The organism is Steroidobacter denitrificans, from assembly GCF_001579945.1.
Classification (GTDB): Bacteria; Pseudomonadota; Gammaproteobacteria; order Steroidobacterales; family Steroidobacteraceae; genus Steroidobacter; species Steroidobacter denitrificans.
On record NZ_CP011971.1, the window covers coordinates 2,267,057 to 2,281,055 of the forward strand.

Below are 13,999 nucleotides of genomic sequence, written 5' to 3' on the forward strand. Positions count from 1 at the left end.
AGTATAAGAGCAGGTGAGGCCTGTAGCGACTCCTGCGGCATCCCGGTATCGATGCCAGGTGGTCAGATGTCCTGCGCAGTGCCGAGGAACCGGCGTGAGCGCAGATAATCCAGCGCCGGGCCGACGGTCAGGAACGAGCCGAACACCACGATGCGATCACCCGGGCGTGCCATCGCTGCCGCGGCCCGGCAGCCGGCCGCCACATCCGGCGCATCGCTGACATTCCCGGCACCGGCTTGCCGTAAACGATCGGCAAGCAGGCCTGACTGGAGCGCACGAGGACTGTCCAGACCGACGACGATCCAGGCGTCCATGGCGGCCTGCAGCGGCGCGACGATGCCGGCCGCATCCTTGTCGCCCAGAATGCCGCATACCGCGATCGTGCGGCCCCGGCAGGGCCGCTGCGCCAACTGGCCGGCCAGACTGTGCGCGGCCTGCGGATTGTGCGCGACGTCCAGGATCCATTCTGCAGGGCTGGACTCCGCGGCATCGATGATCTGGAAGCGGCCGGGCAGATGCACTCGCATCAATCCGCGCTCGATCGCCGCGCGGCCGACCGGCAGCCGGACCGACAGACAGGCCAGGGCGGCGAGCACTGCGGAGGCATTGTCGAACTGGATGTCGCCCTGCAAGGCGGGACGCGGCAATCCCTCCAGGACATCCTGGCGGCCATGCCAGTTCCAGCCGGCCGGGCTTTGCGCCGCCGCTCGGCCGGCACGCGTCCAATCGAAATCATGGCCCAGACAGCGCAGATCGCTGTCCAGCGTCCGGGCGGCCGCCCGGATGGCGGCGGGCACTTCGCGCGAGCCGAAAATCACCGGACGAGCGGCGCGCATGATGCCGGCCTTCTCCCGGGCAATCGCCTCGAGGTCATGCCCGAGCCAGTCGCAATGATCCAGGGCGATCGAAGTGATCATCGCCACATCGGCATCCACCACGTTGACGGCGTCCAGACGGCCGCCCATACCCACTTCCAGCACGATCGCATCCAGCCCGGCGGTCTCGAACACCAGCAGCGCGGCCAGCGTGTTGAATTCGAAAAACGTCAGGGTATCCGCGCCGCGTGCCGCATCGATGCGTGCGAACGCCGCCACCAGAGAAGCGTCGCTGATTTCGCGCCCGGCAATGGTGATGCGCTCGTTGTAACGCAGCAGATGCGGAGAACTCAGGGAGCCGACTCTATAGCCGGCCTCGGCCAGGATGCACGTCAGCAGCGCTACGCTGGAACCCTTGCCGTTCGTACCGCCGATCGTGATGATCGGACAGGCCGGCCGCTGCCAATGCAGGTGCGCCAGCACCTGTCGCACCCGCGTCAATCCCAGGTCGATGACGCTGGGATGCAGCGCCTGCTGCCAGCCCAGCCAATCGGACAGACGATCGAATCGCATTTGCGAGCAGCCTCCCGGCCTTCATTCCGCCGGGCGCCGGCGGCACTGCGGAATGGATCGGTTCGCTTCGATCAGGCGCTGAGAGCCGGCCGGTTCATCAGCATGGTCAGCAGGCTGGCGATACGATCGCGCATGTCGCGCCGGTCCATGATCATGTCGAGCACGCCGTGTTCGAGCAGGAACTCGCTGCGCTGGAAACCTTCCGGCAGGGTCTCGCGCACCGTCTGCTGGATGACACGCGCGCCTGCAAAACCGATCAGCGCCCGAGGTTCGCCGATATTGATGTCGCCGAGCATGGCCAAACTTGCCGACACGCCGCCGGTCGTCGGGTCGGTGAGCACCGAAATATACGGCAGGCGTGCCTGGGCCATGCGTGCCAGCGCGGCGCTGGTCTTGGCCATTTGCAATAGCGACAGCAGGGCTTCCTGCATGCGCGCTCCGCCGCTGGCGGAAAAACATACCAGGGGCTTGCGATGCTCCAGGCAATGCTCCACTCCGCGCACGAACCGCTCGCCCACCACCGATCCCATGGAGCCGCCCATGAAAGCGAACTCGAATGCGCAGGCAACGATGGGCAAGGAATTCAAGGTTCCGGCCATGACCAGCAGCGCATCGCTTTCGTGAGTCGATTTCTGCGCCTGAATCAGGCGATCGCGATACTTCTTGGTGTCACGGAACTTCAACGGATCTTCCGGCAACACATTGTCGGCCAGTTCGACGATACCATCGGGATCCAGGAAACATTCCAGGCGATCGCGTGCGCCGATGCGCATGTGATGACCGCATTTGGGACAGACGTGCAGATTGCGCTCCAACTCGGCGCGATACAGCACGGCGTCGCAGGCGGCACACTTCATCCATAGACCTTCGGGCACCGAACGGGTACGCCGTTCGGTCTTGATGCGCGAAGGCATGATTTTTTCGAACCAGGTCATGCGATGAAATCCGTCAGCTCCATTGCTCAGCTGCTCCCCGCGACGCCGCCCAGGATATCCGCCGGTTCGCTCGGCAGCTGCAACGCGGATGCATAGCGTACACCGGCCAGGTACAGACCCGAAGCCACCGCCGTGACGCCGCCGCGAGTACGATCCCGCGCCGCCAGGACCTCCGCGGCCCACTCCGGCGAACGCTCCCCGGTGCCGATCGCGATCAGCACGCCGGCGATATTGCGCACCATATGGTGCAGGAAGGCGTTCGCACAAACCGTCAGCAGCACCAACTCGCCACGGCGCTGCACCTGAATCTCGTACAGCCGCCGCAGCGGCGTGCGGGACTGGCATTGCGCGGCACGAAAAGAGGAAAAATCATGCTCACCCAGCAAGTGTCGTGCGCCGGCCTGCATGCGCGCCGTATCGAGCGGATCGCGCACCCAGCACACACGCTGCGCCGCCAGAGCCGGCCGGGCGTTACGATTGAGGATCACGTACAAGTATCGGCGCGCCTGCGCACTGTAGCGGGCATGAAATGCATCCGGCACTTCGCGGGCCCACAGGACGCTGATCTGGGCGGGAAGATAGGCTGTCGTGCCGCGCACCCAACCGCGCTCGCTGCGCGAGGATGTGGTATCGAAATGCACGACCTGACAAACCGCATGCACCCCAGCATCCGTACGCCCCGCTGCGGTAACATGCACGGCGTGATCGGCGATCCTGGACAAGGCCGCCTCGACCACCGATTGCACGCCCAGCGCATGCGCCTGTGACTGCCATCCGGCGAAGGCGCTGCCGTCATACTCCAGTCCAAGCGCGATTCGCGTCATTCACCGGATCGAGTCGAGCAGCCGCTGAGCTTCCTGCTTCTGGCTGGGATTACCTTCCGCAACCACCTCATCGAGGATGCTGCGTGCCCCGTCCGGATCGCCCATGTCCATATAGGCACGTGCCAGATCGAGTTTCGTGCCAACCTCGCTCATGGTTACCGGATCGAGTTCCGAAAGCTCCAGAATCGCGGTGTTCTGTTTGTTGGTCGGCGCATCGTCATCACCGGACAGCGGTTCGCCCAGATCCAGGTCGATGCTCGGCTCCTCGGCGGCGCCGTCGGTGAACACATCGCTGAGGAACCGGTCGGCATCCGGCAGCCGGCGCTGCTCGACGGTGTCGCCAGCACCCGCTCCGGCCGCTTCGCTCAAATCCAGATCCAGTCCGGATCCCTGCGATACATCATCCAGGTCCAGGCCAAGTTCCGGCGACACATCGCCCAACCCGGTGAAATCCGCAGGCATCTTCATCGAGGCCGTGGCATCGGCATCCGGATATCGCGATTCGGTCGTATCCGACCCGACCCCCTCGCCAATATCGAGACCGTCGACATAGATCGTACCGGTGTCCGTGGGATCCGGCAGGGTCGCTCGCGGGACTTCCAGGGTACGGTCGAAGCTGCCGCTCGAGGGCGGCAGGGTCGCCTCGTCATCCTGCAGGGATACGAATTCCTGGGTCTCCGCCAGGGCTGCATAATTGTCCGCAGAGGCGATCTGGGTTGCCTCGAGCAGCGTCGGATCGCGTTCCAATGAGCCCGTATCCTCGAGCGCGGAAGGCTCCAGGGCATCCACATCCAGCCCAAGATCGTCGATCGACAATTCCGCCGTCTGATCCGTGGCGTACTTGGCCAATACCGTCTTGTCGATCTGTTCACGGATTGTCTGATCGCTGCGATCGGTCTCGACGCTGTCGCGCAGAGCATCCTCGGCGAAGGAAACCGGTGCCAGCAGAGTCTTATCCGGATCGATATCGCCCAGCCCCCGAGCTGTAAGTCCCTCCTGCTCGTCCAGCGCCGTGGCGCTCAGCACCGAGCCTCCCAAAGTAGTTTCGGGGGTGGTTTCGGGGGCCGTCCCAGGAATGATCGCGGAGGTCGCCAGGGAATCGCTCTGCCCGATCCGCATCGCATCCGGCGCCGCAGATTCGATCGTCGGCGAATCCAGTGAAGCCAGTTCTGTCGTGGGTGCATCCAGGAACGGCGACTCGATCGTCGGGGTTTCCTGGGTACGCGCCAATGCCTCGGGCGTACGCGTCGTATCTTCACCGAGCGACTCTTCACTGGGCGACGTCGAGTCGTCTTCCAGTAGAAAATCCAGACCCTCGTCAGCCTGGGCCGGCGCCAGCGCCTGCACCGGGAATTCGTACTCCCCGCTGCTGAGCTGCAGGTCCAGACCGCTGGAGGCTGTATCGACATCGGTGTCTGTATCCGTGCCTACCTCGGCAAACAGATCGACATCGACTCGGTTTTCGCCGCCTTCCAGGTTCACATCGACCAGGTCGACATGCGCCGCGCCCGCCTCGCCCTGGAACATGGGATCATCACCGGCGATCTGCCGGCCCATGATGAGCACTTTGTCCCATTCACCCGCTGCGGCATTGTCGCGGCCGGCATGCAGCCCGCGTGCGGTATCCAGGAACAAGTCCTTGTTGCCCCACACGAAGTAGATTTCGAGCAGCTTCAGTTTCAGATCGCGACGCGCCGGCTCGCGGTCGATCGCTATCTTGACCAGGTCCGCCGCCTGATCGTACAGGCCATAGGCCATGTGGAAGTCGGCTTCCGCCAGCGCATCCTGCTGATCGAAGCGCACCGCCGTTTCGCTGCTGAGCGTCTCGTCTGCCGCCAAGGCAGGCGCCTCCTCGGGCTCCAGCAGCGACATGGGTGCATCGGGCTCGGCGCTGACCGATGCCGGCGGCTGCGGTTCGCCTCGAGCATCCTCCTCGAAATCTTTTTCAACCTGCCTTCCAGAAAAGGAATCCGCCGGGTCGCCGTCTCGCAGGGCCATCGCTCCCGCGGCTGCCGGTCCTTGCGCGCCCGTATGCGCCGCACCCGCCCCGGATCGCATCTGCATCCCGGTTTGCGCCACCTGCGAGGTGTCCATTCCGGGTTCGGTTCGCTGCCCGAGTCCGCCCTGCTCCAAGGCGGCGAATGCCGCCTGGGACTCGGATTCCTCCCGGCGTCTACGAATGAATGCCAGCACCAATCCCAGCACGAGCAGCAGGCCGGCGACGACCGGTACCCACCAGTGCTGCGCCAGCCGCTCGAATAAAGTGGGGCTGGGTGAGGAATCGGCCGGTTGCTGCGCCGGCGCGCCACGGACGGCGGCCTGTTCTTCGGTTTCGGGAACCGCCGGCGCTGCTTCGGCGTCGGTGTCGGCTTCGGCCTCGGGGGCGAACTCGGCCTCCCCGGCCGGCACATCCTCGGTGCGCTGAACACCGGCCAGCGTTTCGCTGTCGATCTCCACGCGCCGGTCCTGTGCCGCGGCGCCCCTGCCGGTGTCGCCCGGTGCCGATCCTGCCTCCCCGCGGCCCGCGGGCGCCGGAGCCGGCTCGGTCGGAATTTCTTCCGGCGTCACCAGACGCAGGCGGCTGGCTTCCTCCGCCGACGGCACGGGCAACGCGCCGCTCCATTCCGCGGTCTGCCGGGCGACTTCCACGGACGCCTCGCTGCCGGAGATCGCATCGATCTCGGCCAGATCCGGAATACGCAGTACGCTGCCGGCGAGCAGCCGATTGATATTGCCGTTGAAGGCATGGGGATTCGCGCGGAACAGCGCGATCATGGTGCGATTCACCACGCTGGTCGCGCCGGGATTCGTCGCCTGGGCGATCCGCCACAAGGTATCGTTGCGCTCTACGACATATTCACCGCCTTGGGTCAGGCTGCGAGCCGCAGGCTGGGCCGGTGTCTCGGTACGGGGTACGGGCGCCGATGCCGGCGTCGCCATAGAGGCGGGTTCCGGCACCGCTTCGGCGGCCGGCTCCTCGGATTGAACCGGATCGGGCCTGACAGGCTCGGGCTGGGTACGCTCGATACGGCCATCGGCCTGGGCACCCGCCTGCGGCGTCGCCACGGGCGCCGGGGCCTCCGGCTGGGCCGGCATGAAGACCGGTGGATCCAACAAAACCGTATATTCGCGCAGCAGACGTCCGCGTCCCCAGCTGGCCTCGACCAGCAAGGTCACGAAAGGTTCGGTCACCGGACGCGAGGATGTCACCTTGATCGCCGTACCGCCGTCGCCGCTGCGGCCGACGGAAAACTCGAAGCCGGACAGGAATGCCGGGCGATCGATACCGTAGCGATTGAACAGATCCGCTTCCGCCAGGCCCACCTTCAGGCTGAGAAGCTCGTCCCGAGTGGGTGAAATCAGTTCGATTTCCGCATCGAACGGCTGGTTCAAGGCCGAACTCAGACGAATCTCACCCAGACCCAGCGCATGCAGCGTCACGGGGGACAGCAATGCGCCCGTCATCAGCAGACGCGGCAGATGTCTTCTCATCAGCTCTCCCGGTACCAGTGGTTCCGAAGCGTTCGGCCCCGGCGGGACCTGGTTTAGGCCTTGATTTTTAAGTACTAGTTTAGATGCTTATCAAAGCGGACGCGGGCGGCCAAAGCTCATGTGCCAGTTGACTTTACGCGCGCAACTATAGCTTACAAATACTCTTTCACCAAAATCTCGGCAATCTGTATGGTATTTAAAGCAGCTCCCTTGCGAATGTTATCGGACACAATCCACAGATTCAGGCCGCACTCGTGGCTGATATCTTCACGGATGCGGCCGACATACACCGCATCGGTGCCTGCCGCCTCGGTCACCGCCGTCGGATAGCCGCCGGGCTTGCGCTCATCCATCAATACCACCCCAGGGGCGTTCGACAGCAGTTCGCGCGCCTCCCCCACGGTCAGCTTGCGGCGGGTCTCGATACTCACCGCTTCGGAATGGCCGAAATACACACCGACACGAACCGCGGTCGCATTCACTCGGATCGAGGTGTCCTCGAAAATCTTCTGGGTTTCCCAGAACATCTTCATCTCTTCCTTCGTATAGCCGTTATCCAGGAAAACGTCGATCTGCGGCACGCAATTGAAGGCAATCTGCTTGGCGATCACCTGCGGCCTCACCGCCTCCCCGCTCGCCAGGGCGGTCGTCTGCCGGGCCAGTTCATCCATGGCCTTCTGGCCGCCGCCGGAAACGGACTGATAGGTGGACACATTGATGCGCTCGATGTGGGCGGCATCATGCAGGGGCTTGAGCGCCACCAGCATCTGCATGGTCGAACAATTGGGGTTGGCGACGATATTGTGCTTGCGATAGCCGGCGATCGCGTGCGGATTGACCTCGGTGACGACCAGCGGAATATCGTCCTGGTAGCGAAACTGCGAGGTGTTGTCGATGACGACACAGCCGGCCTGACCAGCCCGCACCGCATGCACCTTCGAGACGCTGGCGCCGGCCGAAAACAGGCCGATCTGTGCCTTTGAAAAATCGAAGGTCTCCAGATCCTGGACCGCCACGTCCTGGCCGCGAAACCGCACCGTTTTACCGACCGAGCGCGCACTTGCCAGCGGGAAAAGCTCCCCCACCGGGAATTCGCGTTGCTCAAGGATGGACAAGAGAGTGCCGCCTACCAGGCCGGTCGCGCCGGCGACCGCTACATTCCAACGTCTGCTCATCGTCTTTCTGTCATGCCCTCTGGGCGTCATCGGTCATCCGGGCGACGGCACGCCAAGCCGCTCCTACATGGGTCGTCCCAGTCAGCGCGCGATGCCCGTGAACCGCACGCAACTCACAACACTACCGTAAACTTCGCCGGCACATAAGGTGTGCCGTGGACTTTTCCTGCTCAAGCGCCGGCGGGAGGGGCGCTGGCGGGAATCGCCGCAGTATCCGGCGCCACATCCGCATTCTGGGCGCGATGGCGCAAATAATGATCCATGAGCACCAGCGCCAGCATGGCTTCGGCAATCGGCGTGGCCCGCAATCCGACACAGGGATCATGACGCCCCGTGGTGACGACTTCGACGCTGCGCCCCTGAATATCGATCGTCTCCCCCGGAATCACGATACTGGAAGTCGGCTTGAATGCCAGGCTCACCAGGATGTCCTGACCCGAGGAGATGCCGCCGAGCACGCCGCCGGCATGATTGGAGAGAAATCCCTGCGGACTCATCAGGTCGCGATGTTCACTGCCGCGCTGCGCCACCGACTCGAAACCCGCCCCGAGCTCTACTCCTTTCACCGCGTTGATGCTCATCATGGCATGGGCGATATCCGCATCCAACCGATCGAAGATCGGCTCGCCCAGGCCCGGCGGCACACCGCGGGCCAGCACATTGATCCGGGCCCCCACTGAATCGCCGTCGCGACGCAGCTGGGTCATATAGTCCTCGATTTCTGTCAGCCGCGATGGATCCGGGCTGAAGAACGGGTTGTCATACACGGTCCGCAGCGAGCGCACCTCCAGACGCAACGGTCCCAGCTGCGCCAGGTAGCCCTGGATCGTCACGCCCAGGCGCTCGCGCAAATACTTGCGCGCAATCGCGCCGGCCGCCACGCGCATGACGGTTTCGCGCGCCGAGGAACGCCCGCCGCCGCGATAATCGCGCCGGCCATACTTCTGTTGGTAGGTGTAGTCGGCGTGTCCCGGGCGAAAGCGATCCTTGACCTTGTCATAGTCGCGCGAACGCTGGTCCTGGTTCTCGATCAGCAGCCCGATCGGCGTCCCCGTGGTGCGCCCCTCGAACACGCCGGAAAGAATGCGCACCTGATCCGGCTCCTTACGCTGGCTGGTGTGGCGGGACGTCCCGGTACGGCGGCGTTCGATCTCCGGCTGGATGTCCTGCTCGGACAGCGGCAGGCCTGGCGGACAGCCATCGACGATACAGCCCATTGCCGGCCCGTGGCTCTCGCCGAAGGAGCTCACGCAAAAAAGCTTGCCGAACGTGTTACCGGACATCGCAACCGACCTTATCTGCGTCTGCGCCGGCCCTCCCCGGCATCATGCGGCGTCGGGCGTCGCGCCGGCCCGCATCCCATCCGGTGATCATCATGCAGGGGGTATCGTGCATCCGCTGCGTTCCTCCATCGTCCACGGCTGTCCTCATTCTACGGCAGCCTCCAGTACCGCGCGCGCTTCATGTAGTTGTGCCGCGGTCAGCAGGAATACGCCGCCGCCGCCGCGCTCGAACTCCAGCCAGGTGAAGGGCACGTGAGGATAGGCCTGCACCAGAGCTTGTTCCGTATTGCCGACTTCGACGATCAGGATGCCCTCGGGATACAGATGCGCTCCGGCCTCCCGCAATATGCGGCGCACCACCTTCAGACCATCGCGCCCGGCATGCAGCCCGCCGACCGGCTCATGATGATATTCGCTGGGCAGAGCGCGCATTTCCTCATCCCCGACATAGGGAGGATTGGACACGATCACATCGTAGCGTTCGCCGGCCAGCGCTCCGAACACGTCCGATGCCACGGCACGCACGCGCCCGCCCACGCCATGGCGTTCGATGTTCATGCGCGCCACGGCCAGCGCTTCTGCGGAAATGTCCGCCGCATCGACCTGCGCCCGCGGCAAGGCGAGCGCCGCAGCGATGGCGATACAGCCCGAACCGGTGCCGATGTCGAGCAGGCGGCGAATGCGCGATGCCGGTATCCAGGGCTCGAAACCCGTCTCGATCAACTCCGCGATGGGAGAGCGCGGCACCAGCACCCGCTCGTCGACATGAAATTCGTATCCCGCGAACCACATGCGTTGGGTGAGATACGCTGCCGGCACGCGCTCGCGCACGCGTCGTTCGAACAGACGCCGTATTGCCTCCTGTCGGGCCGGCGCCAGCGGCTGCGCATAGACTCCGGGCGCATCCGCGTGATCCAGGTCCGCAGCGAAAAAAACCAGTTCCGCCGCTTCGTCGAAAGCGTTGTCGCTGCCATGGCCGAACCACAGGGATGCCGCCTCCAAGTAGCGTGCGCCTTCATGGATCAGCTGTTCGACGGTCATCGGCTCGAGGCTTGCCGCCCCGGAACCCGCCGGCCCGCGAGCCGCCGATCCGGAACTCGCCGCTCCGCCGCGTCCTCGGCCCTGGCGCAGGACTTGGCGAATATCTTGATCCGAATTTCGGTCGGCGCGGCGTTTCGGGCCGGAGGGGGGTTTGGATCCGGGTTTCATGCGGACGTGCGATAATATTGATATGTCACGAATTCCACGAATTCCATCGATCGCCCTGGCGATCGTCGTTATTGTAGCCGTGGTCGCGGGAATGCTGCTGTCCCGTGCGTTGTTGCAGTCTGAAACGACCCTCCCCGTGCTCACCGCCGGCACCTTGCTGGATCCGCCCAAGCCGCTGCCGCCGATGGCCGCGCACACGACCCGTACGGCGGAGGGCGCGTCGATGCTCGCTGCCGGCCCGAAGACCGATGCACGAGCGTCCATGTCCGCGCCGGTATCCGCCGCCGCATCGTCCGCCGCGGGTTTCGTCGATCAGGACCGGCAAACCTTCGACCTTGAGCGTCTCGAGGGACACTGGAGCCTGATGTTCTTCGGTTTCACCAACTGTCCCGACATCTGTCCGATGACCCTGGGTACGCTCGCTCAGACCGAGAAACAGCTGATGGATCTGCCGCCGGCGCAGCGTCCCCAGGTCATCCTGGTATCGGTCGATGCCCGGCGTGACACGCCCGAACAGCTAGCCACCTACGTCAAATTCTTCAGTCCATCCTTCACGGGCATCACCGCACCCCAGGAGATCGTCGAGGAGTTCGCCCGCCGGATGGGCGTGGTCGTGGCCATCGCTCCGATCGGCAGCGGCGGGATCCAGGCGGACGGCACGCCCGGGGATTCATCCGGCAACCACGACAGCTACACAGTCGATCATTCCACATCCATCTTCCTGATCGATCCGCACGGCGCGATGCGTGCCCTGTTTTCGCCGGCTCATTCCGCGGCGGCGATCGCCGCGGATTACCGGCGCGTGATCGCCGCGGATCGGCGCGACCTCCGGTGAGGCGGCATCCATCGATGACAGTTGATCGTGCCCCCGGTGTCGGTGACCGCCTGTTCGCCATTCTGCAGTATCTGCTCCCCAAGCATCTGCTTTCACGCCTGGTCTACGCCCTTGCGCGCTGTGAACGGACACTGGTGAAAAACACACTCCTGCGCCTGTTCCTGCACAGCTATCGCCTGGACCTGAACGAAGCTGTACAAAGCGATCCCTTTGCCTACCGCAGCTTCAACGATTTCTTCACCCGCGCGCTGCGTCCCGAGGCACGGCCGATCGATGACTCGCCGCAGAGCATCGTCAGCCCGGTCGACGGCACGGTCAGCCAATACGGCCGGCTCGACAATGAACGGCTGCTGCAAGCCAAGGGCCGCGAATATTCCTTGCTGGAACTACTGGGCGGAGACCGGCGGCTCCTCGAAACTTATCGTGACGGCAGTTTCGCCTGCATCTATCTTGCTCCCTACAACTATCACCGCATTCACATGCCCTGCGAGGGCACTCTGCGCGGCAATTTGTACATACCCGGCGACCTGTTCAGCGTGAATGCCGCGACCACGCGCGCCGTGCCGCGCCTGTTCGCGCGCAATGAACGTTTGATCTGCAACTTCGAGACGTCTTTCGGTTCCATGGCCCTGATCCTGGTCGGCGCCCTGTTCGTCGGCAGTATCGAAACCGTCCATGCTGGAGAGATCAATCCCGTGCCGCGCCTGCGCAAGGCGCCGCAACCGCTCCAGGACGGCCTCGGCCGTACCTTCGGCAAGGGCGAGGAACTCGGCCGCTTCAACATGGGCTCGACCGTGTTCGTCCTGTTCCAGCGCGGCCGCGTCACCTGGGACCGGACACTGGTATCGCAATCCATGATGCGGCTCGGCCGTCCCATCGGCCGATGCACGCAAGCGTGAACCGCCGCGGATGAGCGATTGGATGCCGACCGCCACGCTCGCTACGCTGGAACTGCGCGCCTCCATGCTGCGCGCGGCACGCGAGTATTTCACCGCCACCAGAGCGCTCGAGGTGGACACGCCGGCTCTGGGCGCCGCGGGCGTCACCGACATCCATCTCGCCAACGTCGAGGCATGCGCCAACGGCCAGCGTCGTTTTCTGCACACCTCGCCTGAATACGCCATGAAGCGCCTGCTCGCGGCGGGTTGCGGCGATATATGGCAGGCCTGCAAGGTGTATCGCGATGGTGAAAGCGGACGCTGGCACAACCCGGAATTCACGCTCATCGAATGGTATCGCCTGGGTATGGATCATCATGCATTGATGTCCGACGTGGAGCGTCTGCTGGCGGCCATGCTGCCGCCGGCGCGCGCCTTGGACCGCGCCGAACGCCTGAGCTACCAGGATGCCATGCAGCTGCATGCCGGCATCGATGCGCTGCAGGATCCCGCGCCGGTGTTGATCGCGCGTCTGGATACCGCCGGCATCGATGTGCCGGACGGGTTGCACCGCGATCGCGATGCCTGCCTGGACCTGATCATGGCGACGCTGGTCGGGCCCCGTCTCGGGCTTGAACGACTGTGCTTCGTCTATGACTATCCCGCCAGCCAGGCCGCGCTGGCACGATTGCGCGGACCGGTCGCTTCGCGCTTCGAGGCCTATTGGGACGGCATCGAACTCGCCAACGGATTTCATGAACTCGCCGCGCCTGCCGAACAGCGCGCCCGCATCGAGAACGATGCCCGGGAACGCGCCCGGCGCGGCCTGCCTCCCATGCCCGCGGATGAACGCTTCCTGGCGGCGCTCGAACACGGCCTGCCCGAGTGTTCCGGAGTGGCCCTGGGATTCGACCGCCTGGTCATGTGCGCCAGCGGCGCTCGCCACATCGACGAAGTTCTGGCCTTTCCTTTCGCCCGCGCCTGACTTCGTGCTTGTCCAAGACGCCGGCTTTTCCCGCCGGCATCCGGCGTATCAGCCGAGGTTTCGATACTCAGCCGGCATCCGGCGTATCAGCCGAGGTTTCGATACTCAGCCGGCATCCGGCGTATCAGCCGAGGTTTCGACACTCAACCGGCTCCCGGCACATCAGCCCTTGGCGCGCGCGATGTATTCGCCGCTGCGGGTATCCACGCGAATGGCTTCACCTTCGTTGATGAACAGCGGCACGCGCACGACCGCGCCGGTTTCCAGCTTGGCGGGCTTCTGTCCGCCGGTGGCCGTATCGCCGCGCAGCCCCGGATCGGTCTCGACGATCTTCAACTCGACATGCGCGGGCGGCGTCACGCTCAGCGGGACGCCGTTCCATAGCATGACCGTGCATTCCATGCCGTCCTTCAGCCACTGCGCGTTATCACCCAGCGCGTCCTTGTCGGCGGTGAATTGCTCGAAGCTGTCCGGCACCATGAAATGCCAGAATTCCCCATCCGCATATAGATACTGCATCTGGGTTTCCATCACGTCCGCCGCCTCGACGCTGTCGCCCGACTTGAAGGTGCGCTCGATCGTGCGCCCGGTCTTGAGATTACGAACCTTGACGCGATTGAAAGCCTGGCCCTTGCCGGGCTTGACCATTTCGTTTTCGACGATCGTATAGGGATCGTTGTCGAGGATGATCTTCAGGCCGGACTTGAACTCGTTTGTGGAATAACTAGCCATTGAATAGCGTCGCGCGGTCTGTGGATTACGGAAGATTCGTATGAAGCTGGAAGCTGCTTGTATGATGCTGCGCCTGTTCCGGCGCGGCTAAAGAGCGCAAATGATATCCGCAACCCGCCCCTCTGACCACTTCCCTGGGCACACCGCAGACCGAGACGGTCTCCCGGCCGGTCTTTCCGGAGATCTTTCGGGCAACCGTGCAGGAAAGGATCTTTCGCAGGACGGCCCCGGCGAAACAGCCGGAAATGACTCAACCGGGAGCG

General features: G+C 64.2%; 11 protein-coding genes. 3 read left to right on the plus strand and 8 right to left on the minus strand.

Features of this window, described 5'->3' with window-relative positions; translation table 11 throughout:
- Window positions 1-62: 62 nt before the first annotated feature.
- The 7 genes from folC to prmB form a co-directional block, all read right to left on the minus strand.
- A complete protein-coding gene (gene folC, locus ACG33_RS10360; RefSeq protein WP_066920973.1) occupies window positions 63-1,388 on the minus strand; it encodes a bifunctional tetrahydrofolate synthase/dihydrofolate synthase in 1,326 nt (441 codons plus the stop codon).
- Window positions 1,389-1,459: 71 nt separating this feature from the next.
- Complete coding sequence (gene accD / locus ACG33_RS10365; protein WP_066920974.1) at window positions 1,460-2,323, minus strand: acetyl-CoA carboxylase, carboxyltransferase subunit beta; 864 nt, start codon at window positions 2,321-2,323, stop codon at window positions 1,460-1,462.
- Window positions 2,324-2,349: 26 nt separating this feature from the next.
- Window positions 2,350-3,147, minus strand: coding sequence for a tRNA pseudouridine(38-40) synthase TruA (gene truA, locus ACG33_RS16165; RefSeq protein WP_066920976.1), 798 nt, complete (start codon window positions 3,145-3,147; stop codon window positions 2,350-2,352).
- Entirely contained in the window at window positions 3,148-6,639 is a 3,492-nt protein-coding gene (locus ACG33_RS10375; RefSeq protein ID WP_066920979.1) for a FimV/HubP family polar landmark protein, read from the minus strand. It abuts the gene before it with no gap.
- Between the two features lie 152 nt (window positions 6,640-6,791).
- Window positions 6,792-7,814: an aspartate-semialdehyde dehydrogenase gene (locus ACG33_RS10380; RefSeq protein WP_066920981.1), complete on the minus strand. Its 1,023-nt coding sequence runs from the start codon at window positions 7,812-7,814 to the stop codon at window positions 6,792-6,794.
- Window positions 7,815-7,984: 170 nt separating this feature from the next.
- Window positions 7,985-9,097, minus strand: a complete 1,113-nt coding sequence (aroC, locus tag ACG33_RS10385; RefSeq protein ID WP_066920982.1) for a chorismate synthase — start codon at window positions 9,095-9,097, stop codon at window positions 7,985-7,987.
- 144 nt (window positions 9,098-9,241) lie between these two features.
- A complete protein-coding gene (gene prmB / locus ACG33_RS10390) occupies window positions 9,242-10,138 on the minus strand; it encodes a 50S ribosomal protein L3 N(5)-glutamine methyltransferase (protein WP_066923194.1) in 897 nt (298 codons plus the stop codon).
- Window positions 10,139-10,328: 190 nt separating this feature from the next.
- Between prmB and ACG33_RS10395 the strand changes: the two genes are divergently transcribed.
- The 3 genes from ACG33_RS10395 to epmA are packed head-to-tail and all read left to right on the plus strand — an operon-like array spanning window position 10,329 to window position 13,004.
- Window positions 10,329-11,141 (plus strand): SCO family protein, encoded by an 813-nt coding sequence (locus ACG33_RS10395; RefSeq protein WP_066920985.1) that lies wholly within the window; start codon window positions 10,329-10,331, stop codon window positions 11,139-11,141.
- A 14-nt stretch (window positions 11,142-11,155) separates the two neighbouring features.
- Complete coding sequence (gene asd, locus ACG33_RS10400) at window positions 11,156-12,040, plus strand: archaetidylserine decarboxylase (RefSeq protein WP_066920986.1); 885 nt, start codon at window positions 11,156-11,158, stop codon at window positions 12,038-12,040.
- A gap of 10 nt (window positions 12,041-12,050) precedes the next feature.
- Window positions 12,051-13,004 carry an EF-P lysine aminoacylase EpmA gene (epmA, locus tag ACG33_RS10405; protein WP_066920989.1) on the plus strand — a complete coding sequence of 318 codons (954 nt, stop codon included), beginning with the start codon at window positions 12,051-12,053 and terminating at the stop codon, window positions 13,002-13,004.
- 162 nt (window positions 13,005-13,166) lie between these two features.
- Here epmA and efp read toward each other — a convergent pair whose 3' ends face one another.
- Complete coding sequence (gene efp, locus ACG33_RS10410) at window positions 13,167-13,736, minus strand: elongation factor P (protein ID WP_066920991.1); 570 nt, start codon at window positions 13,734-13,736, stop codon at window positions 13,167-13,169.
- Between the last annotated feature and the right edge of the window lie 263 nt (window positions 13,737-13,999).